Genomic DNA, 21,487 nt, shown 5'->3' with positions numbered 1-21,487 from the left:
TATGATCATATGACCGCGGCATGACATCGCGGAACCGCGCTGGGCCTTGATTTCATCGGCGTTTTATCGTTTTCAGAGATACTCAGCGGCCGCTTTTTCCGGCCCGCAATTTCCCGACAACCTGGAGATACATGATGTCGTCCAATGCTTCGTCCGTGCATGCACGCATCACCGGGCCGATCGTCATGATCGGATTCGGTTCGATCGGTAAAGGCACTCTGCCGCTGATCGAGAAGCATTTCGAGTTCGACAAGTCGCGATTCGTCATCGTCGATCCGCATGCGGACGACACGCTGGCAAAAAAGCACGGCGTCAGATTCATCAGGCAGGCCATTACCCGCGACAACTATCATGATGTTCTGGTTCCCCTGCTGACAGAAGGCGGCGGTCAGGGCTTCTGCGTCAATCTGTCGGTCGATACCGGCTCAGTCGACCTCATGACCATGTGCCGCGAGATCGGATCACTTTACATCGACACCGTGGTCGAGCCGTGGCTCGGATTCTATTTCGATAAGAGCGCCGGCCCCGAAAAGCGCTCCAACTACGCGCTGCGCGAAACGCTGCTCGCGGCCAAGCGCAAGAGCGAAGGCGGCACCACCGCGGTTTCCACCTGCGGCGCCAACCCCGGCATGGTGTCGTGGTTCGTCAAGCAGGCGCTGCTTGACATCGCGCGCGATACCAACACAGCGTTCAACGAACCGAAGAGCCGCGAAGGCTGGGGCCAGCTCGCGCACAAGCTCGGTGTCAAGGGCATTCACATCGCCGAGCGCGACACCCAGCGCTCGAAGACGCCGAGGCCGATGAACGTGTTCATCAATACCTGGTCGGTGGAGGGATTCGTCTCCGAAGGGATGCAACCCGCCGAACTCGGCTGGGGCACACATGAAAAGTGGATGCCCGAAAACGGCCGCAAGCACGATACTGGATGTCAGGCCGCGATCTATCTGCTGCAACCCGGCGCCAACACCCGCGTGCGCTCATGGTGCCCGACGCCGGGAGCACAGTACGGTTTTCTGGTCACGCACAACGAGTCGATCTCGATCGCCGACTACTTCACGGTGCGCGACGGCCAGAAGGTGATCTATCGCCCGACCTGCCACTACGCCTATCACCCGGCGAACGACGCGGTGTTGTCGTTGCACGAGATGTTCGGTGCGGAAGGCAAGATGCAGCCGAAGTGGCACATCCTCGATGAAACCGAGATCGTTGACGGCATAGACGAGCTTGGCGTGCTGGTGTACGGCCACAGCAAGAACGCCTATTGGTTCGGCTCGCAACTCTCGATCGAAGAAACCCGCCGCGTTGCGCCTTATCAGAACGCCACCGGCATGCAGGTCTCGTCTGCGGTGCTGGCCGGCATGGTTTGGGCGCTGGAAAATCCGGAAGCCGGCATCGTCGAGGCTGACGAGATGGACTTTCGCCGCTGCCTCGAAATCCAGCGTCCCTATCTCGGCCCTGTAAAGGGCTATTACACCGACTGGACACCGCTGACCGATCGCCCCGGACTCTTTCCGGAGGACATCGATACAGCGGATCCGTGGCAGTTCAGGAACGTTCTGGTTCGGTGATTCCATACCAGACACGAGAGAACAGCTAGCCGATACGCAGGCAGGAGGTTTCGTCCTGCAGCTCTTAATGTCCGTTAATAGGTGGAGCGACCTTCTCTGCCGGCGCGGGAGGCAGCGCCGGTTGAGGGTTTGCGTGCCCCGCCTCATCAACATCGGGCCGTGCAGGTTCAGGCGCGGGCGTCGTCGGACGCGTACCGCCCGGCTTTGATTCGGCTGGACCGTTCTCTTTACCGGCAGGCACAGGCTGGGTTTGCGGTGGCGACGCCTGCGCGATCACTATCTCTCCCTGCGCGAACGACAGGGAGATACCGGGCACCATCAAACCGATAGCGGCGAAGAGCACGGTCGCCAGACCGGCTTTCGCATCGTTGTCTCTTCTCGTATCGCCGTTGCGCCCGCTCACCGCCATAGGTCCACCCGCTATTTTCAGAAGACCAACAACTCGCCGCGCGCAAAGTTCCCTCGCGAGGCCTGAGGGAGCCGCCTTCAACAAGTCTCTCGCGTAAAGCGTTTGCGAACGAGCATGTCCTCGGGCTTGGCCCGAGGATGGATAGCGGTTCGCGTGAAAGAAAACGCGTCAGATCAGAATAGCCACGCTTCTGATTCTGCCAGAAGCGGAAAGGTTCTTAGAGATCGACCAGCCCCGCATCGCCGTTCTGCAGGGCAAAGGCCAGCATCGAGCCCTTCGCATTCCATGCCAGCGCCGTGACAGCTGCATCACCGTCGTGGCGGACAACAACCTTGGCGCCGTTTGTGATCCGCACCATCAAGATGATGCCGTTCTCGTAGCCGGCAGCGAGAAAGTCTTGGGTCGGATGGCAAGCGACCGCAGTGACGCGGGTCTGCAACGGAGCCAGCATAACCGGCTCCTTGTCCATCGGGCCGTCTTTGCTGGCAAAGGGCCAAACCACCACCCGGTCCGCGCCAGATGTCGCCAGAAATTTTCCAGCCATGGCCCATGACATGGATTTGACGCGGCTGGGATAGCCGGTCATTTGCATATGCTGCGCATCGACCACCCGCCAACCATGCAGCGCCGGCTCGTGCATGGTGGTGATGATAAACCTGCCGTCGGGACTGAAGGTGACGCCGAGATGCGAGCCGGCCCATTCCAGCCGCTCTGGCGCAGCCGTCATGTTCGGAAACCACAGTGACACGCCGTTGTAGTGCGCAAGCGCGAGTCGCAAGCCCTTCGGCGCGAACGCAAGTCCTCCAACACTCGAAGGTGCTTCGATCGACTTTTCCTCACCCTTTAGGCCGCGCAAGAAAGCGGTCTTGCCCGCGGACCATGCAAGCGCGCCATCGTGATGGACCGCAACGTTGTCGATCCAACGGCGCTTTGCGTCGGTCACGAGAACCGAACTCTCGCCATTCATGTCGAGCGCGACAACCTTGCCGTCGTCGCCACCCGTGACGATCCGTTTACCATCCGAAACCGACGACAGGATCGCGCCGCCATGAACGGTCACCGCGACCTTCTCGCCGTCGCCGGAGACGAGCGTGATTGTTTCCTCGTCGCCGACGAACGCGGCGCGATCACCGATGAAGTAAAGGGCTGCCACCGGCGAGCCGATGGTGACGGGACGCACGCGCTCGCCAATTGAGGCCATCGCATGCTGCTGTTGAGCGGTGTCTTTCATCACGCTGCGATGCAGTTCTGAAAGCCTTCACGGATCAAGGCTTCCGGCAATTCGCGGCCAATGAAGACGAGACGACTCTCCCGCTTCTCGTCAGGCTTCCATGCACGCTGGCGGCTGCCCTCCAGCATCATGTGGACGCCCTGGAAGACGTAGCGATCATCGTCACCGTTAAACGCCATAATACCTTTCGAGCGCAGAATCTTTTGTCCTTCCGCCGCCAGGAGCTCCTGCAGCCAAGGCATGAACTTCTCCTGCTCGAGCGGCTTGTCCGAACGCAGCGACAGCGACTGCATCTCCTCGTCGTGATAATGCTTCGAACCGTGGCCATGATCGTGATGATGATCGTGACCATGATGGTCGTGGTCGTGATGGTCATGATCGTGGTGGTGATGATGGTCGTGACCGTCATTCTCGAGGAAATCCGGCTCGAGCTCGAGGATCCGGTCGAGATCGAACGCGCCACGTTCCAGAACATCCGACAGCGCCACCTGGCAACGTTCGGTGCGATGCAGCTTGGCGTAGGGATTGATGCCGCGAATCCGCGCTTCCACCTCGGCCAGCTCCGGCGATGACACCAGATCGGTCTTGTTCAAAACGATGACGTCGGCGAAGGCGATCTGGTTTTTTGCCTCAGGCGCATCCCTCAGCCGCTCGCTCAGCCACTTGGCGTCGGCCACGGTCACCACGGCATCAAGGCGCGCATTGTTCTGCACGTCCTCGTCAACGAAGAAAGTCTGCGCTACCGGCGCTGGGTCGGCAAGACCCGTGGTCTCGACGATGATGGCGTCAAACTTGCCCTTGCGTTTCATCAGTCCTTCGAGAATACGCACCAGGTCACCGCGCACCGTGCAGCAGACGCAGCCATTGTTCATTTCGAACACTTCCTCGTCGGCACCGATGATCAGATCGTTGTCGATGCCGATTTCGCCGAATTCGTTGACGATCACAGCGTATTTCTTGCCGTGATTTTCAGACAGGATACGGTTCAAAAGCGTGGTTTTGCCGGCGCCGAGATAGCCTGTCAGCACGGTTACGGGAATTTTTGTCGAGGCGGAGGCGTTTATATCAGACATCAATGAACTCGGGGCTGTTCCGCTCTCCTTGCGGAGGGAGGTGGGGTTCAATAGCACGCGCAGCACTCGGCGACCACACGAGCCGCTTCGCGATCCTTCCTGGGGAAGGCAAGCCCGCGACTATTCCGCCAGCGCGCTCATCAACGCCTTTATATTATGCCGGACCATGGCAATGTAAGTAGGGGCGTCGCCCTTTTCATCGCTCAAACTGTCAGAATAGAGCGTCCCCCCGACCCGTGCCCCGGCCTCAGTGGCGATTTGGCTGATCAGCCGCGGATCGCTGAGATTTTCCAAAAACACGGCCGGGATTTTTGCGGTCCTGATCTGCATGACCGTGGCGGCGATATCGCGCGCGCTCGCCTCACTGTCGGTCGATACACCCTGCGGCGCGATGAAAGCGATGCCATAGGCCGCCTCGAAATAGGTGAAGGCATTGTGGGCCGAGATCACTTTGCGACGCTCTGGCGGAATCCGGGCCACTGCCTCGCGAACCTCCTGATCCAGCGCATCCAATTTCGCGAGATAGTCGGCGGCGTTGTCCCGATAGACCGCTTCGCCCGCGGGATCGGCCGCAATCAGTGCATCTCGAATATTAACGACGTATATTTTGGCATTGGCAACGGACTGCCATGCATGAGGATCTGCCGAACCCTCACCGTGCACCGTTTGACCGGCATCGGCCGCGCGCAATGGGACACCTGTGGTCGCGAATACGATCGCCGCGTTGCCGCCGGAGGCCTGCACCAGCCGCGGCAGCCAGCCTTCGAGGCCGAGGCCGTTGACAATGACCAGCCTCGCGGCCGCGACCTTTTTGGCGTCTGCCGGCGTCGGGGTAAACACATGCACGTCGCCGCTCGTCCCGACCAGCGTTGTGACACCGGTCCGCGCGCCTCCAACAGCCCGCGCGAAATCGCCGAGAATCGAAAAACTCGCGACCACCGCAATCCGGTCATCGCTGTGGAGGTCATCGCTGCGGTCTTGGGCGCGGACGGGCGCGAGCGCTGCCAACACGATCGCGATCACCCATATTCCGAGACGAGACCGCGCCATGACGTCCACCATCACGCTTCGAGATGGGGCGCGGGAAAAAGCTGTCGCAGAATCCCGCCGACGCGTCCAAACAGCACAGACACGACATAAAACGCCGACGCCACCAGGATGATTGCCGGTCCCGAAGGCACCTTGCTGTGAAACGACAGCACCAGTCCGGCATAACCGGACAGCAATGCGCTAACGACAGCAATCATCATCATGCCGGTAATATCGCGCGACCAGAACCGGGCGATACCCGCCGGCAAGATCATCAGCCCGACTGCCAGCAGGGTGCCCATGGCATGGAAGCCGTTGACAAGGTTAACGACGACTAATCCGAGAAACGCCAGGTGCGCCGGCGCACCGGCGCGGCTCACCGTACGCAGAAACACAGGATCGACGCATTCGATCACCAGCGGGCGGTAGATCACCGCGAGCACCACAAGTGTCACGGTGGCATTAACCGCGATCACCATGAGCGTCTGGTTGTCCATCGCAAGGATATTGCCGAAGAGCACATGAAGCAGATCGATGTTGGTGCCTTTGACCGACACGATGGTGACACCCAACGCCAGCGACGCGAGATAGAAGGTTGCCAGCGAAGAATCCTCTTTCAATTCGGTGACGCGCGATACCACCCCCGCCAGAATCGCCACTGCGAACCCAGCAATTAATCCGCCGACGGTCATCGCGAACAAATTGAGGCCCGACAGCAGGAAACCGACGGCCGCTCCCGGCAGGATCGCGTGCGCCATCGCATCGCCGACAAGACTCATCCCCCTCAACATCAGGAACACGCCGATTGGCGCCGCCCCTAGCGCAAGCGCGATCGCCGCCGCTAGCGCACGGCGCATGAATTCGAAATCAGCGAAGGGAGCGACCAGCACGTCGTAGATCATGATGCCTCAAGCTGCGCGCGGCGGAACGTGCGCTGCGCAGGCAGCAGCGCCATCGTCGAAAGCTTCACACATCTGCCGGGCCAGCGACAGGTTGTCGGCCGTCAACGCCTGCGCCGTTGGTCCCCATGCCACCGCGCCGCGCGCCAGCAGCAGGGTCTCCGGAAAATTCGTACGTACCAGATCCATGTCGTGCAGCGCCGCGACCACCGTGCGCTTCTCCTCATGCCAACGCCGCACCAGAGCGAGCAAATCGGCCGAAGTCTTGGCGTCAATGGCGTTGAAGGGCTCGTCCAGGACGATCACGCCGGCATCTTGCAACAGCACCCGAGCGAACAGCATGCGCTGCATCTGCCCACCCGACAGCGTTCCGATGGGGCGGTTTTCAAATCCGTTCAGGCCGACAACCGCAAGAGCTTCAACGATCCGCCGACGTTCGCGCCTGCCGAGTCCGCCGAACGCGCCGGTGGTTCGCCACAATCCAGAACCGGTGAAATCGAACACCGAAATCGGAAAGCTGCGATCGATCTCAGCGCTTTGTGGCAAATAGGCAATGTCGCGAACGTCGAGGTCGCCGAAGGCGATCGATCCCGCCAGCGGCTTCAGGATGCCGACGATGCCGCGAAACAGCGTGGATTTACCCGCACCGTTTGGACCGACGACCGCCAGCAGCGCGCCGGCCGCGATCTCACCGCTCAGATGATGCACGGCCGGGTGCCGCTCATAGCCCAGCGTAACGTCACGAAATTGCAGTTGCGCTACCATCTCACGGTTGTCAGCAGTACGGCCGCCCAAAGTCCGACGCTGACCGCAAGCGCCGTTCCCAGCCGAGCAACCAGCGCCATCCGCAGGATCGACCACGGCACTGCCTGGGCCGGATGCGGCGAGGATGGTCCATGGGCGTGCCCCTTTGGGTGTCCATGCTCGTGAGCTTGACCATGGACGTGAGTGTGAGGAGGAAGCACCTGATACGCTTTCCGGCCCCGGACGCGACCAGGAGCCAAAATCAAGAGGTCCATGACCGTTATATTATAACATCACGGTTGGCTAGCAGGCAAGCCAGCGGCTTCGCGAACGGGGCGTCCAGCAGTCGTCGCCCCCCGGTCTCGCCGTGTTCGTACAACAGCGGTCTCGAGCGATGATGCGAGAAGGTGACGCAGCAGACCTCGCTGCGGTCCAATCTGAAACATTGATGAGAAATATAACGAACGGGCATACCAACAAAAAAGGCGGCACTGCCATGCCGCCTTTCATGAGATTTACCGCCTATAGATCAGACGGCCTTGGAGAACAGTTCGTCGACGTAATCCCAATTCACGAGATGGTCGAGGAACGCCTTGAGATAATCCGGACGGCGATTGCGGTAGTCGATGTAATAGGAGTGCTCCCAAACGTCGCAGCCAAGAATGGGAGTCGCGTTGTGAATCAGCGGATTCTCGGCGTTCGGCGTCTTGGACACTCCGAGCTTACCATTCTTTACTTGCAGCCACGCCCATCCCGAACCGAACTGCCCGGCGCCAGCCGCGGCGAAGTCAGCCTTGAATTTATCCAGACTGCCAAAATCCTCGATGATTTTCTTCTCCAGACGGCCGGGCAGTTTGTTGCCACCGCCATTGGGCTTCATCCAGTTCCAGAAATGCAGGTGGTTATAGTGCTGACCGGCGTTGTTGAAGACGCCCACGGCCGCGCTCTTGCCGTATGAGCTTTTCACGATCTCCTCGAGCGATTTGCCCTCGAATTCGGTCCCCTTGATTGCGTTATTTCCGTTGGTCACATACGCCTGATGGTGCTTATCATGATGATATTCCAAGGTTTCTTTGGACATATGAGGCGCAAGCGCGTCATGGGAATACGGCAGGTTCGGAAGCGTAAAGGTCATGGGTTATTTGTCCGAATTGGTGGGAGATTGAAAATGAGACCAGAGAAAACCCCCGATCAGGAGTTTCCTTCGCCAGTACTACAATAGCCGTTACATACCATAACTTGAGAGTGGTCAACGCTGGCTATGCCAGTCTTGCAGGCCGCATATTCACGAGACGCGCAGCTCGCTGCTAACCCACCTCCTGCTGTTCAAAGACCTTGCCGCACGTATGACGTTGCATCACTCGGTTTTTTTGTTATGCCACCTAAGAAACTCTGGAGGTTGTCATGCTCGTGCGATCTGGCTTTGTCATTGCAGTTTTTGCCGCCATGTTATCTGTCGCCAGCGCACAGACACCGACCGACCCCACCGGCATCTGGTTAACACAGGCGGGTGATGCCAAGGTTCGTGTCAGCAAATGCCGCGGCGGAATTTGCGGCGTTGTCGTCTGGCTGCGCAACCCGATCGATCCCGCAACCGGCAGACCTGCCGTCGACGACAAAAATCGCAACCCCGCGCTGTCCAAGCGACCGATGATCGGACTGCCACTGTTCCATGGCATGTCGCAAACCGATTCTAACAAATGGTCCGGCACGATCTACAATGCCGATGACGGCAACTCCTATGCCAGCAACGTCTCTGTCGCGAGTCCCGGCGCGCTGCGCGTGGAAGGCTGCGTCGGCGCGTTGTGCAGCGGAGAGGTCTGGACGCGCTCTCACCGCTGAAGAACAAACGACCGACCTACCCTCGCCTTCAAAGCCTCGCAGCGCGCAGCCGCAGCGCGTTGCCGACGACGCTCACCGACGACAGCGCCATGGCAGCGGCGGCCACGATCGGGGACAACAGCAGGCCAAAAAGCGGATAGAGAACTCCGGCTGCGATCGGAATGCCTGCCGCATTGTAGATGAAGGCGAAGAACAGGTTCTGCCGAATATTGCGCATTGTCGTCTCAGAGAGACGGCGGGCTCGAGCGATACCCATGAGGTCGCCCCCGAGCAGCGTCACGCCGGCGCTCTCCATTGCAATGTCCGTCCCCGTGCCCATGGCGATGCCGACATCGGCGGTGGCAAGCGCCGGCGCATCGTTGATGCCGTCTCCAGCCATCGCCACGACACGCCCCTCATCCCGAAGTCTTGCGACGACCGCGCTCTTCTGCTCGGGAAGAACATCCGCCTCGACATCGGCAATGCCAAGCTGCCTGGCGATCGCGTTGGCGGTGGTGCGATTGTCGCCGGTCAGCATGATGACCTTAATACCGTCTTCTGCCAGCGCTTTCAGAGCCGCGGGCGCTGACGCTTTCACGGGATCGGCAATCGCGAGCAGACCCGCCAGCTTGCCCTCACGTGCGATATTGATGACGGTGGCACCGTCGGCGCGCAGATCTTCGGCCAATGCCGCCATGCCGTGAACGGCAACATTCCGGGATTCGAGAAACGCGGCTGAGCCGATCAGCACAGTTTTTCCCGCGACCTTTCCAGTCACGCCCTTCCCGGCCGGCGCGTCGAACTCCTGCACGTCGTTCAGCACGAGATTGCGGTGCTTCGCCGCAGCTACGATGGCGTCCGCCAGCGGATGCTCGCTGGATCGCTCGACGCTTGCAGCAAGACGCAGCAGGTCGTCTTTCTCGACACCTTCCGCTACCTCGATGGCGACGACCTTGGGCTTGCCCTCGGTTAAGGTGCCGGTCTTGTCGACCACCAGCGTGTCGACCTTCTCCATGCGCTCGAGCGCTTCGGCGTTCTTGATCAGGACGCCGGCCTGCGCGCCGCGTCCCACGCCCACCATGATCGACATTGGCGTGGCAAGCCCGAGTGCACATGGACAGGCGATGATCAGCACGCTCACCGCAGCAACCAGACCGAACGCCAGACGCGGCTCGGGGCCAACGAAGGCCCAGACCGCGAACGCGACCGCGGCCGCAGCGATGACGGCGGGCACGAACCAGCCGGCCACCCGATCGGCCAAACGCTGGATCGGAGCGCGGGACCGCTGCGCCTGCGCTACCATCTGTACGATCCGCGACAACAGCGTGTCGCGCCCGACCTTCTCGGTCCGCATGACGAAGCTGCCAGACCGGTTGATGGTGCCAGCGATCACCCGTGCGCCCGCTTCCCTGGCAATCGGCATGGATTCACCGGTCACCATAGATTCATCGAGCGACGAGCGACCCTCGACGATAACACCGTCCACCGGCACCTTTTCTCCGGGGCGAACCCGGAGCCGGTCGCCGACGGCCACGTCGTCAAGCGCCACGTCGTGATCCGCGCCTAGCTCATCAATGCGACGCGCGGTCTTCGGTGCAAGATCGAGCAGTGCCTTGATGGCTCCCGACGTTGCCTCGCGAGCGCGCAATTCAAGTACCTGCCCGAGCAGCACCAGGATAGTGATAACCGCCGCCGCCTCGAAATAGACCGCGACCGCGCCGTCATGCCCGCGAAAGGCCGGCGGGAATATCGCGGGCGCGAAGGTAGCGGCAAGGCTATAGACATAGGCGACGCCAGTGCCCATCGCGATCAGCGTGAACATGTTGAGATTGCGCGTCGTCAGCGATTGCCAGCCACGCAAGAAGAACGGCCAGCCGGCCCAGACCACCACCGGCGTCGCGAACGCGAGCTGAATCCAGTTCGATAATGTTTGCCCGATCCAGCCATGCGCTCCGGCAATATGCGCACCCATGTCCAACGCGATAACAGGCAACGCGAGGATCAACCCGATCCAGAACCGGCGCAGCATATCCGCGAGTTCAGGATTAGGCGCGTCGTCCAGGGACACAAGTTCAGGCTCCAGCGCCATGCCGCAGATCGGACAGGCGCCGGGGCCAACCTGGCGGACTTCCGGGTGCATCGGGCAGGTGTAGATGGTGCCTTCCGGCACATCCGCCGGCGGCGCCTTGGACTTGTCGAGATATGACTGCGGCGCCGCGGCGAACTTGGTTCGGCAGCCGGCAGAGCAGAAATGATAGGTCGAGCCATGATGGTCGAAGCGATGTTTGCTGGTCTGCGGATCGACCATCATACCACAGACCGGATCGAGAACTTTTACGTCGGCCGCATGGGCGGCCTGACCATGGTGATGATGTGCGTGCGCGTCATGGGCATGTGCCGTCGTAGCTTCCCCACCGCAGCAACTCGCCTCACTCGATGCAACGGGGGGTGATGCAGTCTTCTCTGCACCGCAGCCGCAGCCATCTCCATTTTGGGACTTTGCTTGCCCTGCTGTGTTCATCCGGATCTCCGCAGCCCCTTGCAGTATATACCCCATGGGGGTATATATCCGCCATGCGCGACAATATCAAGATATCCTGCCGAAAGCGCCTCAGCCGGATCGAGGGCCAGGTACGCGGCCTATCCCGAATGGTGGACGAAGACCGCTATTGTATCGACATCGTGACGCAAATATCCGCCGTGCGCGCCGCGCTCCGGCGCGTCGAGGAGGAAGTGCTGAAGGATCATGTGGCGCATTGCGTCGAGCACGCGATCACAAGCGGCAACAAGGCCGATCAGCGGCGCAAGATCTCCGAGTTGATGGCCGTCATCGAGCGGACGAACCGATAGTTGAAGAGATACTGCCGGCGTCCACCCGGTGCGCGACATCGGATGCGCCAGATCAGATCGATGCGGTATCTGAATCTTCTCGAAGTCGCCCTACCCAATACGTTCTATATTGCAGCTTCGCCTTCACGGGCCGGGACAGGACGGACACCGATGCGGAAATCCCATCCTCGATGAAATTCCCACCGCGTCGCTTTCGCGGAAGCGCTCATGACAGGACGGCACCATTTTCAATGGGGCGGGACAGCGAAGTGGCAAAGGAGTTAAGCGGCTGTGAGGAGCTGAAGCCAGCTTCGTCAAACTTCTCGGCGGAGCATTTCGGATACGCGACCGCCGAAGCGAGGGCACTCGTGCAAACCTCTCCGCCCTCCGCCAGGATGAACTGGAGGCAGCCGTTCTTGAAGGGCTCTAGCATGAGCTGATGGACCCGGCCCGCCACATCAAGCGGCCGTATGTCGAACGCAACGCCTCGATTGAAACTTTCGCACCGAACTGGTCAAGATTCGACCGGAGATTGACGGTGATCGACGAGATTGTTGACGACGTCTGAAAGGCTAGATCAAGGAGCCAGCGGCTAACTGTAAAGGCGCTAGACCTAGGCTGGAAGCGCAGCTCGACGAACACAGGCCGATTTGGTCGTCATCCACCCGGCTATGGGTTGCTTTTGCCAAAAGCAGATTGCGGCGCTCCTGGAGGCATTGACCGACAATCCCGGCGCGCGGATGCTGTCGCGCCGATCCGGACGCTTGTGGATCGGATCATCCTAAACCCAACAAAGAACGGCAAGAACGGAGCAAGGCCCGTCCATTGACTTGATGGTACAAATCGCCGGAATCCTCGCCTTCTTCGTAAAAAACGCAAAGCCCGCCTCCGAAAATCCAGGCAGGTTTGATGTTTGGGTCGGGCAAACAAAGTTGGTTGCGGGGACCTGCAGCCATCTCAACTTGCGTTGTTTCTCAAAGGACTATTCTCTGCTGGCGGATATGGCCGCAGCGTCTTGCAGCGGATTATTTCGCAGTGCTGCGTAGTAGCAATAGCCGTTCCAAACTGCTGTCTTCGGACCGAGACCCTACGTTGGTCAAGCTCAGAAATCGATTGCCCGGCCGACCTCCTGGCCGCGCCTCGTGCGGAGATAGCCACCAACCAAATGCCTGGAGGATTCCCCCGGAGGCGGATACATCGAGCCCAGCGGTTCGCAGCCCCTCTACCCGGAGAGAGCTTTCGGATATCAACGGCTTCATAGTCGATGCTGTAGCTGATTTCGATATGGCTCGTGCCATAGAGCCATTTGGCGAAACGCTTCAACCAGGAGCGATAATCCGCTTGCTGTGATCGCGGCACCTCGGAGAGATCGAGAAGTTCGGCTTGGTGGGCCTGGCGAAATCCCGCCATCGCTTCGGCGACGGCTTTCGGATCGCCCGACTCCCACGCTGGCTTCAGCAGCGCGTCCGCCCAAGTCTCCAACGTGCCAACGCCTTTGAAAGGGCCGGTGCGCCGTTTGTCGAACAAGCCTTCGCCCTCAGTCGCCCAGCGATGCACATCGGCATGACGGGACACCGAGAACGACAATTTGCGCAGCGTACCGGACGCCTGCGCGAGCCGATCCATGAGCGGGCGATACAACGCATGCAGCACTTGCTCTTCCGCGACGATGGACTCGAAGACCCGCAAATAAGCCTGCTCGCGATCTGTTTGGAGTTGTGTGGTCCGCGCCGCGGCGCCTTCGCAATCCGCCAGCGTTTCCTTCAGGCGCTTCAGCGCAGCGTTCTCGTCGCCGACTTTGGTGGTCATCGCTCGCAGGCGATTGGCGGTATCGGTATCTATGTTGATGAGGCGCTGAATGCGGCCGATCTCGGCCTCAAGTTCGCCCAGCGACAATCGCTTCAGGTCGGCGTCCTCGGCCACATAGGGCTCTTGGTCGTTCGCCTTACGAGGCAGTTCCTTACCCCGCCACCCGGCCGTCGCCTGCTCGGCCTTGGCAAGGTGCTCGGTCAATGTCCCGTCGACATTGCCGGCGTAGGTCTGCCGGAATACTTCCCACGCATTGTCATCCAGATGCGCGCCGACAAAGTTTTGCTTGGTCATTCGCAGCGCCATCGGCGCGCGGTTGGTTCGGAAATCCGACACATCGTTCTGTAAGGACCGCAGGGCTTGGGTTTCCTGCGACCACAACCGAATCTGGGTCCGGGCGTGATCGGCCGCGTCGGTCAGCGCATTCAGCCGCGCGATCCGCTCGGCGCTGCCCGTGGTCACCAATGTGTCTCGGCTTTTAATGTAGCCGGCGATCAGCGCTTCTTTCTGAGTGATTTGCGACTTGAGGCCGGTGATCTGGCTTTGCTTCTCGCGTTCGAGCCCGACCTGATCGGAGAGGGTCGCGATGGCCTCCTCGTCACGACTGCGGTTGTCGCGCAACACAGTCGTCCGCAGTTCCAGCAGTTCGCCGAAATCATCCGTCGCGTCGCATCCCGCCGCGATCGCATCCGCAAGCGCGGTCTTGCCGGAGCCTCGCGCGCCGATGATGGCGACCAAACCGGGATTAAGGACGAGCTTCGGCGTCTGCGCCCAGTCCGCGCTCGTCAATTCCACCTCGGCGATGACGCGCGCGGGCGTGGCCCGAAACGGGGGATGGGGGCCGACATAGGCCCGACCGGCGGGATCGATATGGGCCTGGCGCAGCGCATCGAATTCCAGTGCGCCCTTGATCCAGGAATAGCGGTTGCCATCGGGTTTGGCGACAGTAGCTTGCTCATGGGCATCGCTGCCGTGCAGGCAGGGCTTGCAGCCGTCATAGCGCACGCGAAGCACGTCCTCTCCCACGCCGGTTTTGCGGCCCAGCCAGAAATCGCGCTGCGCCGGGCTGCTGGCAAAAATGACGTCGCAAGGTTGCGTCATTGGCATCGCGGATACCGGACGTACCATCGGTTTCGGCGCCAGCGACCGCGACCAGGATGTTCTCTTTCGCCCAATCGCTCTTGCCGAACTCCTCCCGCAATTTTCCGAAGTTGACCTTGAACTGCGAGGCACCATGCCGGAAAGCGACCTGCTCATCACTCAGTTCCGGCTTGGACTGTCGCCCCAGCTTTGCGAGGTCTTCTCGCGTGCAGGCAAAGTTGTCGCCGAAGGCTTCAAATCTCAGCCGGCTGAGAAAGCGCTCCACCTCCGCCACATGCTTGGGGTCGTCGGGGCAGACGAGAAGGTGGATGTTGGTCCAGCGTTCTTTCACCGTCGCCACGTCGAGTCGTAGCTCGACATTGGGGAAGACGAGCGCGACCTGCGGCAGGCGGCCGTTTTCCTTCATCTCGCGCACAACGTGCTGATAGGTATCGGTGCAATAATAGTCGGTCACCGCGATCGCGCGGACAACGGGCGTCGCCTGTTCGAGGCTGGTGAAATAGTCACCCCAGGCGTTGGTGCCTTTGAATTGGTTGTTGAACAGGGTGCCAGGCGCATGGATATGCGGCTCCCATCGATGCCATTCGGAACCGCGATTGATCATACACCCCCCTGATTTTCTTCCTTCTGGTTGTCTTGCCGAGCCGCGTTCGCTGCGGCCAGCGGCGATTCGGCCGGGAAGTCGACACCCGAGACGAACAGCTTCACGGTGCTTCCTTCCACGAAGATGCTGTCGGCATCGTTGGTGATGAAGCCGGTAGCTGCGTCCCGGCTTCCCCTGATCCGGCCATGCAGCGTGTTGAAGGAAACTGCCTCGCAGATCGTGTAGCCGTAGCGAACGAAATCGGAGCCATAGAGGCCATCCGCGCCCTTCGGGTAGCTCGCGAACTTCACCACGTTGTATTCGGGCTTCAGGAGGTTGACGAAGGCCTTCTCGGCATCGGCGACGATGCGCTTGTGATCGTAGGCACCGCTGAAATCCTCGTTCTCGAAGCCATGGTCCGGCTCGAAGGTCGTCACGATCAGCGGTTGGACGTTGAACAGGAACAGATAGATTTCGTCCGTCACCCGCGCTCCGGGATAACGCTGGGGTTCGTTGCCAAGAATCTCCATGCGGGCCTTGTGCCCATTGCTGATGAGGCGGTCGAAGCTGTCTCCGACTTTGGCGATGCCGACATAGAGGAGATCATAGGTCGCGGCCTCGCGGTAACGATCGAAGCGCTCGATACCGGCGCGGCCGCGTGACCGATCCCAGATCAGCTTCTCAGTCGTGAACCACTCCAGAACGTTCGAGCCGGGCTCGCCGATCGGCCCGTCCCATACCCGGATATTTTTGTCGCCAACCTCGATCCAAAAGGATTCGGCTTCCGATTTCTCGACGGCCGGCAGGTCGCGGACTCGGATCTCGACGGGGTCGCGAAAATCGCCGCCGATCGCAAAATCGAAGGTTATGACGTAGGTCTCGGGGTCGATGACGAGGTTCAGGTATTTGGCCTCAGCGCGACCGCCGATCATGTAGAAGTCGCTCTGCCTGAGCAGCGCCTCGACCTCCGGGTCATTCTGAAGCCAGACGGCCTCCTGATTAGAAATCGGCGGATAGACGGTTTCCAGGAAGGTTACCTTGGATTTCGTGCTGGTGGCGCTCGCGATCATGATCAACGGCCATAGTGGAGACGGCGCAAAAAGGTCCTGGCCGTGATGAGGACGACATGCAGGCGAAAGGTGCTGTGATCCTCGTCCGAGAGCCCAGGGTGCGAGCCCTCGGTGTGCAGCATCTTGAAGAGGCCGTTGACGTAGTTCTTGCCGTCGGCCGTCCATTCGTTCCGGTCGACCGCAAGAAAGCCGACACTCGGATCGGCCAGGAGCGCGCGCCGGTTCGAGGAACTGGGCCGCTGCGCGGCTTCCTGCGGCCGAACGTTCCGGGCGATGTCGTCGAACAGGCTTTCAAGAAAGGTTCGGAGCTGGCTGTTACAGGCCGCCCAATCGCCGCGCGTGTGCGCCTCGACCGCCTGATCCAGATGGCCGAGCGGCGTCGTGAACTGAAAGGACTTGAGAAGCTGGTGAACTTCGTCGTCGGTCTCGGGAAGCTGGACCTCGTCGGGTAAGGCCGCGCGCAGCGTGGGATCGCGTCCATAGTCGCCGAAGCTCACGACGTAGCCATCACGCGCCAGGCCGCGCCCCAGCGCCAGCTCGCGCGGAAGGCTCAGCTCGGCGCGCAGGAGCTGGACGGCTTCGCGGACCACAGCCTCGCCGAGCGTCATGGTGCGTCGAGCGTATCGAGCATCTGGTCCGGCCGCTGCACGATGATGCGTCCGAGGATGTCGCACTTCTTGGCGACGCTTACTGCCGTCCCGGAGCCGATCTCGTCTTCAAGGCCGAGCCGAAGGACCATCTGATTGAAGCGTGCCTGACTGTGGTCTTCGAGCAGTTCGACGGCGGCGATGAGCGTGGGACGTGAGAAGGGCTTCGCTCGCATCAGCCCGCCCCGCGGATTGGATTGATGAACTCCATGCCGGCGAAGTCACGCTCGTTGTCGGTGACGACCACACAATCATTCGTGCCAGCAATCGCGGCTACGATCATGTCGAGCCCGCTGCGGGGACGACCAGCCGCCTTACCTTCCGCCATAAGCCGTGCCCAAACCAAGCCGGCCCTGTCGTCGAAGGACAGGATACGCCCTGCGAATAGGGCTTGCGGCCCCTCCGGCCCGGCGAACCATGCGTCGAGGGCATCACGCTTCTTGCCGCGCGGCTTCTCCAGAATGCCGCGCCGAATCTCGGCGACTGTCAGCGATGCGATGAACAGATCCTCGTCGCGCTGGCTCCCTATCCAGGCAAGTAATGACTCTGAGGGCCGCGGCTTGACGATGTTGCTGATTATGTTGGTGTCGAGCAGATAGCGCGTCACAGGTCGATCTTCCGCCCCTCTTCACGCGGTCGAGAAAGGTCAAGTTCGGCGCCGACCAAGGGCGAACGCCGCAAAGCAGTCAGAATATTGCCTGGCTTCGGCGGTTCGCCGGCTACGGCTGTCTTCACAGCGGCGCGAACCTGCTCTGCTTCCGGCCCCTCTTCTGCCAGACGGCGCGCAAGGGTTCGGATCAGTTCACGGTCGGCATCAAGCGCCATCACCTCAAAGCGCGTAAAGCCGCGCTGCGTCAGGCGTGCGCGGTAATTCTGAAGCGCCCTCTTCTGTGCGGCATTGCCCATCGCTGTCTCTCCTGTTATATCTGGATATATAATCCATGCTTGGGCGGCCGGCAAGAGATGACGAGATGAATACGAGCGCCCCTGACAATTTTGGCGGCACGCGCAAAAGCCCGGAACAGCGCCAGTATTTTCCATCTGCTGTGGCGCGCCGCGCTACGCAGGGCGTCTCTATCGTCGCCGAAAACGCTCCGAGCGCCGCCGACTATTCTCCTTTGATTTCAATTGCTTATAATTCACCTTGCAGCAATCGTGAAGCCGATCACCTTGCAATCGCCTTCAAACGACGCAACGATGGACCATGGCAACCGCCCAAAGCAGAGAAGCGCGCTCCGGCTCGTAGAGCCGGAATTGACGCTCGTGCGGCGCGGCGAAGGTTCCGACCCGCGCCTGATAGAGCTGGTACGGTTGCTTGCCCGCCGAGCCGCACGCGAGGAGTTCGAGAAGCAGACAGAGGAACGCCGCACGACGCGCTCCTGACATTGGAGGAGAGTGCGCTGTGAAGGTCGCGATCTACGCCCGCTATTCATCGGACAATCAGCGCGATGCCTCGATCGCCGACCAACTTCGTATTTGCCGCCTTCACGCCGAGAAGCAGGGCTGGCAGGTGGTCGAAGAATATACCGACCACGCGATCTCCGGCGCCTCCCTCCTCCGTCCGGGTATCCAGGCCCTGATCTCGGACGCCACGCGCGGTCGTTTCGGCTATGTGCTCGCGGAGGCCATGGATCGCCTGTCGCGCGATCAGGAAGACATTGCCGGCCTCTATAAGCGCATGGCCTATTCGGACGTGAAGATCGTCACCCTGTCTGAGGGCGAGGTCACGCATCTGCATGTCGGCCTCAAGGGCACCATGAATGCCCTGTTCCTCAAGGATCTCGCAGACAAGACGCGCCGAGGTCAACGCGGGCGGGTCGAGCTCGGCAAATCGGGTGGCGGCAACGCCTATGGCTACGACGTGGTCAAGAAGTTCGATGGCAACGGCGAGCCGGTGCGCGGCGACCGAACCGTCAACGAGTTTCAGGCGGAGGTCATCCGCCGCATCTTTCGCGACTATGCCGCCGGCAAATCGGCCAAACGGATCGCCTTCGAATTGAATAAGGAAAGCATTGCCGCTCCGGGTGGCGGCGATTGGGGATTCAGCACCATCAACGGCAATCCGAAGCGCGGCAACGGCATCCTCAACAACGAGATGTATGTCGGCAAGCTGATCTGGAACCGCCAGCGTTTCATCAAAGACCCGGACACTGGCAAGCGTCAGGCGCGCATGAATCCGGAATCGGAGTGGATTACCCAGGACGTGCCGGAGCTGCGCATCCTTGATGATGATCTGTGGCAAACGGTCAAGGAGCGGCAAAGGGCCGTCAAGCAGAACCGGACCGACGACGGCGAGAGCGAGAACCATTTCCGTGAACGCCGACGGCCCAAATACCTGTTTTCGGGCCTGACCAAGTGCAATTGCTGCAACGGTGGCTATTCGATGATTTCGGCTGATCTGGTCGGCTGCTCGACGGCGCGCAACAAAGGCACCTGCGACAACCGCAAGAATATCCGGCGCGATCAGCTCGAGGCCCGCGTCCTGAATGTGCTCCGCCATCACCTGATGGACCCGGAACTCTTCAAGGAGTTCTGCGAGGAATTCACGCGCGAGATGAACCGGCTTCGCATGGAAGGCCGGGCGTCGATCGATGCGGCCGAGGCCGAAGTGAAGCGGATCGAGCGCGAACTGGACAAGTTGATGAAGCTCATCATGGCTTCCGGTGACGAGGACGCGCCTACCCGCATGATGAAGCAGATGAAGGAGCTGGAGGTTCGCCAGAAGGAACTGAAAGCGTTCTTGCAAGAGGCGGAGGAGCCGCCGCCACTGCTCCACCCGAACATGGCGCACCACTACCACGTCCAGGTGGACGAGCTTTATGCAGCGCTTCAAGAGGATTCTGAGGCCAAACGGATGGTCGCGGCCGACCTCATCCGATCGCTGGTGAGGGAAATCATCCTGACGCCGGAGGACAACGAGCTGAAGATCGACGTGCGCGGCGATCTGGCTGGAATTCTTGCGATTTCGCTGAAAAGCAAAAGGCCCGCCGGAGGGGCGGGCCGATCGCAAGTTGAGATGGTTGCGGGGATAGGATTTGAACCTATGACCTTCAGGTTATGAGCCTGACGAGCTACCGGGCTGCTCCACCCCGCGTTAAACTTTTGCGAGCCTTCGAAATCATGCCGGGCAGCAATCCGTCGACACCTAGGCGCCGATCAATTCTCGTCCGGTAGATGACTGAGAAGGCAACTCGGGCGAACGCCCTAGTGCGAAACCACGTGTACCAATGCACACTCGCTTTGGAAAGGGCCGCGCCTCACATTTCCTGACTTTTATAGGTCCGGACGATAATTCATTCCAAATTCGATTGGCTTCCTCGATGATATGAATCAACTCTGTTCACGCGCAGCAAAGCCTCTTTTGAAAAACAAGATCATACCCTCTCGCCTATACCCCTCGGCGCGCCATGTTACGCCATGCGCCGACCGATCCGTAAATTTCAAATCGAAGCACTACTGGTGTCCGAATCCGAAATCAACATCGGCGAATGCAAGCCGCGCGGCCAATCCATCTCAGCGAGAGTTGAGCGCTGGAATCAGATCGCTGGCGAGTTTCCTGACGAGACCGATAAACGCTGCCGTCCAAGCCAGCAAAGCCACATAGACGCATACATCCGCGATAGGCCGTAAGAACTCCAGCCGCATGGCACTGGACATCTCGTAAGTGCAGACCGTGTACATCCCCAACGGAAAGACCGCACTCCAATACGCCGGGTCGTACCTGAGAGGGAAACGCCGATAAACATGCCGCCAGACAAACAGGACGATGAGAAGCGGTATCCACCACGTTCCGGCAGCCCAGAAGAAGATGGTGAAACCTTTGAGAAAGGGAAGTAACTCCTCAAGGAACCACGCATCCGCCGCATTCTCAATCAGCACCGAACCAGCAAGCGTTGAGATAGCCATCGCTCCCATGTTGATCCAGTACGAGGGCACGAAATCGGCAGGCGAGAACTTAAAAAACATATAGCGATAGAAAATAAGCGAGATGATCGAGATGTACATCATGCCGCCCCACAGCAACATCGAAAGCGCCAGAAAATTGACGTCGAGCCGGAGGGGCTGATGAATATGTCGTGCGAGTAGCGCGCTCAGGAGAGCGATCGCCTGGGTCGAAACGACCGCAAGCAACCAAGCCCCGGTAATTCCCTGATCAATGGTCGGCTTGGCTTCCATGATCGTCAGGTTTGCAAAAATTGTGTAGGTCAGGATAATCCAGAGGAGAATACCAAAAATCCAAAGTCCCATGGCAACGTCTAATGCGCCAGCGAGTATGAATTGGTTCGCCATCACGCCCGTGGCAGCCACTGCGGAAAGGAATCCAGGCGCAGAACGATGGTCGGTGAGATCGACAATCAGTGCTCGACGGTAGCGTATGAGTCGCCACGACGTGAGAATCCAGAGCGCTACAAATTGTGTTGTATTCAGCCAAAGAAGAGCGACGGCGATCGGATGAAATCCGGCCCGCTCCGAAGCAATGGAGACGATCCCAGTAGCCATCACCAACGCAAAATAGGCTGGTGAAAGGCGGCGGGCGCCGCGCATGCGAAGCCGAAAGCGACGTTTAGGTGAGTCGAACGGCTGCACTAGACTTCACTAACCTTGGGCTTAGACACCGTTGTGACGTCACACCGCCCCTCCCGGAGCGGTGTGAATGGTTGACAGGCAAACCTC

The 21,487-nt window shown here is 60.2% G+C and carries 20 protein-coding genes, 1 tRNA gene and 1 pseudogene; 5 read left to right on the top strand and 17 right to left on the bottom strand.

Features of this window, described 5'->3' with window-relative positions; all coding sequences use genetic code 11:
• The first annotated feature begins 131 nt into the window (after nucleotides 1-131).
• Complete coding sequence (locus ACM561_RS05120; RefSeq protein ID WP_425908540.1) at nucleotides 132-1,568, top strand: homospermidine synthase; 1,437 nt, start codon at nucleotides 132-134, stop codon at nucleotides 1,566-1,568.
• A gap of 64 nt (nucleotides 1,569-1,632) precedes the next feature.
• Here ACM561_RS05120 and ACM561_RS05115 read toward each other — a convergent pair whose 3' ends face one another.
• The 7 genes from ACM561_RS05115 to ACM561_RS05085 all read right to left on the bottom strand — a co-directional run bounded on the left by ACM561_RS05115 (nucleotide 1,633) and on the right by ACM561_RS05085 (nucleotide 8,088).
• Nucleotides 1,633-1,977: a hypothetical protein gene (locus ACM561_RS05115; RefSeq protein WP_425908539.1), complete on the bottom strand. Its 345-nt coding sequence runs from the start codon at nucleotides 1,975-1,977 to the stop codon at nucleotides 1,633-1,635.
• 217 nt (nucleotides 1,978-2,194) lie between these two features.
• Entirely contained in the window at nucleotides 2,195-3,208 is a 1,014-nt protein-coding gene (locus ACM561_RS05110) for a WD40 repeat domain-containing protein (RefSeq protein WP_425908537.1), read from the bottom strand.
• Nucleotides 3,208-4,281 (bottom strand): CobW family GTP-binding protein, encoded by a 1,074-nt coding sequence (locus ACM561_RS05105; protein ID WP_425908535.1) that lies wholly within the window; start codon nucleotides 4,279-4,281, stop codon nucleotides 3,208-3,210. The genes ACM561_RS05110 and ACM561_RS05105 overlap by 1 nt, the downstream gene beginning before the upstream one ends.
• Before the next feature lie 120 nt (nucleotides 4,282-4,401).
• On the bottom strand, nucleotides 4,402-5,331 hold the full coding sequence (locus ACM561_RS05100) for a metal ABC transporter solute-binding protein, Zn/Mn family (protein WP_425908534.1): 930 nt from the start codon (nucleotides 5,329-5,331) through the stop codon (nucleotides 4,402-4,404).
• Nucleotides 5,332-5,342: 11 nt separating this feature from the next.
• Nucleotides 5,343-6,212, bottom strand: a complete 870-nt coding sequence (locus tag ACM561_RS05095) for a metal ABC transporter permease (protein ID WP_425908532.1) — start codon at nucleotides 6,210-6,212, stop codon at nucleotides 5,343-5,345.
• Nucleotides 6,213-6,218: 6 nt separating this feature from the next.
• Complete coding sequence (locus ACM561_RS05090; RefSeq protein ID WP_425908530.1) at nucleotides 6,219-6,974, bottom strand: metal ABC transporter ATP-binding protein; 756 nt, start codon at nucleotides 6,972-6,974, stop codon at nucleotides 6,219-6,221.
• A 508-nt stretch (nucleotides 6,975-7,482) separates the two neighbouring features.
• Nucleotides 7,483-8,088: a superoxide dismutase gene (locus ACM561_RS05085; RefSeq protein WP_425908529.1), complete on the bottom strand. Its 606-nt coding sequence runs from the start codon at nucleotides 8,086-8,088 to the stop codon at nucleotides 7,483-7,485.
• A gap of 269 nt (nucleotides 8,089-8,357) precedes the next feature.
• Here ACM561_RS05085 and ACM561_RS05080 point away from each other — a divergent pair, with 269 nt between their 5' ends.
• Nucleotides 8,358-8,795, top strand: coding sequence for a DUF2147 domain-containing protein (locus ACM561_RS05080; RefSeq protein WP_425908527.1), 438 nt, complete (start codon nucleotides 8,358-8,360; stop codon nucleotides 8,793-8,795).
• A 28-nt stretch (nucleotides 8,796-8,823) separates the two neighbouring features.
• Here ACM561_RS05080 and ACM561_RS05075 read toward each other — a convergent pair whose 3' ends face one another.
• A complete protein-coding gene (locus ACM561_RS05075) occupies nucleotides 8,824-11,295 on the bottom strand; it encodes a heavy metal translocating P-type ATPase (protein ID WP_425908525.1) in 2,472 nt (823 codons plus the stop codon).
• A 53-nt stretch (nucleotides 11,296-11,348) separates the two neighbouring features.
• Here ACM561_RS05075 and ACM561_RS05070 point away from each other — a divergent pair, with 53 nt between their 5' ends.
• Together ACM561_RS05070 and ACM561_RS05065 are read left to right on the top strand one after the other, a co-directional pair.
• The gene (locus tag ACM561_RS05070) at nucleotides 11,349-11,624 is read left to right on the top strand and encodes a metal-sensitive transcriptional regulator (RefSeq protein WP_079447773.1); all 276 of its coding nucleotides are present in this window, start codon (nucleotides 11,349-11,351) and stop codon (nucleotides 11,622-11,624) included.
• A 418-nt stretch (nucleotides 11,625-12,042) separates the two neighbouring features.
• A complete protein-coding gene (locus tag ACM561_RS05065; protein ID WP_425908524.1) occupies nucleotides 12,043-12,171 on the top strand; it encodes a hypothetical protein in 129 nt (42 codons plus the stop codon).
• Between the two features lie 1,655 nt (nucleotides 12,172-13,826).
• Here the strand turns inward: ACM561_RS05065 and ACM561_RS05060 are convergent.
• The 7 genes and pseudogenes from ACM561_RS05060 to ACM561_RS05030 all read right to left on the bottom strand — a co-directional run.
• Nucleotides 13,827-15,117 (bottom strand): annotated as a pseudogene (locus ACM561_RS05060) (ATP-binding protein); the annotation flags it as partial.
• The gene (locus tag ACM561_RS05055) at nucleotides 15,114-16,166 is read right to left on the bottom strand and encodes a hypothetical protein (protein ID WP_425908523.1); all 1,053 of its coding nucleotides are present in this window, start codon (nucleotides 16,164-16,166) and stop codon (nucleotides 15,114-15,116) included. The gene ACM561_RS05055 and the pseudogene ACM561_RS05060, both read right to left, overlap by 4 nt.
• 2 nt (nucleotides 16,167-16,168) lie before the next feature.
• The gene (locus ACM561_RS05050; RefSeq protein ID WP_425908522.1) at nucleotides 16,169-16,774 is read right to left on the bottom strand and encodes a hypothetical protein; all 606 of its coding nucleotides are present in this window, start codon (nucleotides 16,772-16,774) and stop codon (nucleotides 16,169-16,171) included.
• Nucleotides 16,771-16,989, bottom strand: coding sequence for a hypothetical protein (locus tag ACM561_RS05045; RefSeq protein ID WP_425908520.1), 219 nt, complete (start codon nucleotides 16,987-16,989; stop codon nucleotides 16,771-16,773). Before ACM561_RS05045 ends, ACM561_RS05050 begins: the two co-directional genes overlap by 4 nt.
• Nucleotides 16,989-17,420, bottom strand: a complete 432-nt coding sequence (locus tag ACM561_RS05040; RefSeq protein WP_425908519.1) for a PIN domain-containing protein — start codon at nucleotides 17,418-17,420, stop codon at nucleotides 16,989-16,991. Before ACM561_RS05040 ends, ACM561_RS05045 begins: the two co-directional genes overlap by 1 nt.
• Nucleotides 17,417-17,719, bottom strand: a complete 303-nt coding sequence (locus tag ACM561_RS05035) for a hypothetical protein (RefSeq protein WP_425908517.1) — start codon at nucleotides 17,717-17,719, stop codon at nucleotides 17,417-17,419. Before ACM561_RS05035 ends, ACM561_RS05040 begins: the two co-directional genes overlap by 4 nt.
• Before the next feature lie 276 nt (nucleotides 17,720-17,995).
• Nucleotides 17,996-18,199, bottom strand: a complete 204-nt coding sequence (locus tag ACM561_RS05030) for a hypothetical protein (protein WP_425908516.1) — start codon at nucleotides 18,197-18,199, stop codon at nucleotides 17,996-17,998.
• A 16-nt stretch (nucleotides 18,200-18,215) separates the two neighbouring features.
• Between ACM561_RS05030 and ACM561_RS05025 the strand changes: the two genes are divergently transcribed.
• Nucleotides 18,216-19,874, top strand: coding sequence for a recombinase family protein (locus tag ACM561_RS05025; protein ID WP_425909643.1), 1,659 nt, complete (start codon nucleotides 18,216-18,218; stop codon nucleotides 19,872-19,874).
• Here the strand turns inward: ACM561_RS05025 and ACM561_RS05020 are convergent.
• A tRNA-Met gene (locus ACM561_RS05020) sits at nucleotides 19,831-19,907 on the bottom strand. The genes ACM561_RS05025 and ACM561_RS05020 overlap by 44 nt on opposite strands.
• 419 nt (nucleotides 19,908-20,326) lie before the next feature.
• Nucleotides 20,327-21,400 carry a tellurite resistance/C4-dicarboxylate transporter family protein gene (locus tag ACM561_RS05015; protein WP_173816031.1) on the bottom strand — a complete coding sequence of 358 codons (1,074 nt, stop codon included), beginning with the start codon at nucleotides 21,398-21,400 and terminating at the stop codon, nucleotides 20,327-20,329.
• Between the last annotated feature and the right edge of the window lie 87 nt (nucleotides 21,401-21,487).

Origin of the sequence: Nitrobacter sp. TKz-YC02, from assembly GCF_049852135.1 — a bacterium.
GTDB classification, from domain to species: Bacteria; Pseudomonadota; Alphaproteobacteria; order Rhizobiales; family Xanthobacteraceae; genus Nitrobacter; species Nitrobacter vulgaris.
This window is presented reverse-complemented; position numbering and strand designations above follow the sequence as displayed.

Coding starts and splice junctions, on each gene's coding strand:
- ACM561_RS05120 (WP_425908540.1), top strand. CDS start 132: ATGATGTCGTCCAATGCTTCGTCCGTGCATGCACGCATCACCGGGCCG.
- ACM561_RS05115 (WP_425908539.1), bottom strand. CDS start 1,977: ATGGCGGTGAGCGGGCGCAACGGCGATACGAGAAGAGACAACGATGCG.
- ACM561_RS05110 (WP_425908537.1), bottom strand. CDS start 3,208: ATGAAAGACACCGCTCAACAGCAGCATGCGATGGCCTCAATTGGCGAG.
- ACM561_RS05105 (WP_425908535.1), bottom strand. CDS start 4,281: ATGTCTGATATAAACGCCTCCGCCTCGACAAAAATTCCCGTAACCGTG.
- ACM561_RS05100 (WP_425908534.1), bottom strand. CDS start 5,331: ATGGCGCGGTCTCGTCTCGGAATATGGGTGATCGCGATCGTGTTGGCA.
- ACM561_RS05095 (WP_425908532.1), bottom strand. CDS start 6,212: ATGATCTACGACGTGCTGGTCGCTCCCTTCGCTGATTTCGAATTCATG.
- ACM561_RS05090 (WP_425908530.1), bottom strand. CDS start 6,974: ATGGTAGCGCAACTGCAATTTCGTGACGTTACGCTGGGCTATGAGCGG.
- ACM561_RS05085 (WP_425908529.1), bottom strand. CDS start 8,088: ATGACCTTTACGCTTCCGAACCTGCCGTATTCCCATGACGCGCTTGCG.
- ACM561_RS05080 (WP_425908527.1), top strand. CDS start 8,358: ATGCTCGTGCGATCTGGCTTTGTCATTGCAGTTTTTGCCGCCATGTTA.
- ACM561_RS05075 (WP_425908525.1), bottom strand. CDS start 11,295: ATGAACACAGCAGGGCAAGCAAAGTCCCAAAATGGAGATGGCTGCGGC.
- ACM561_RS05070 (WP_079447773.1), top strand. CDS start 11,349: ATGCGCGACAATATCAAGATATCCTGCCGAAAGCGCCTCAGCCGGATC.
- ACM561_RS05065 (WP_425908524.1), top strand. CDS start 12,043: ATGGACCCGGCCCGCCACATCAAGCGGCCGTATGTCGAACGCAACGCC.
- ACM561_RS05055 (WP_425908523.1), bottom strand. CDS start 16,166: ATGATCGCGAGCGCCACCAGCACGAAATCCAAGGTAACCTTCCTGGAA.
- ACM561_RS05050 (WP_425908522.1), bottom strand. CDS start 16,774: ATGACGCTCGGCGAGGCTGTGGTCCGCGAAGCCGTCCAGCTCCTGCGC.
- ACM561_RS05045 (WP_425908520.1), bottom strand. CDS start 16,989: ATGCGAGCGAAGCCCTTCTCACGTCCCACGCTCATCGCCGCCGTCGAA.
- ACM561_RS05035 (WP_425908517.1), bottom strand. CDS start 17,719: ATGGGCAATGCCGCACAGAAGAGGGCGCTTCAGAATTACCGCGCACGC.
- ACM561_RS05030 (WP_425908516.1), bottom strand. CDS start 18,199: ATGTCAGGAGCGCGTCGTGCGGCGTTCCTCTGTCTGCTTCTCGAACTC.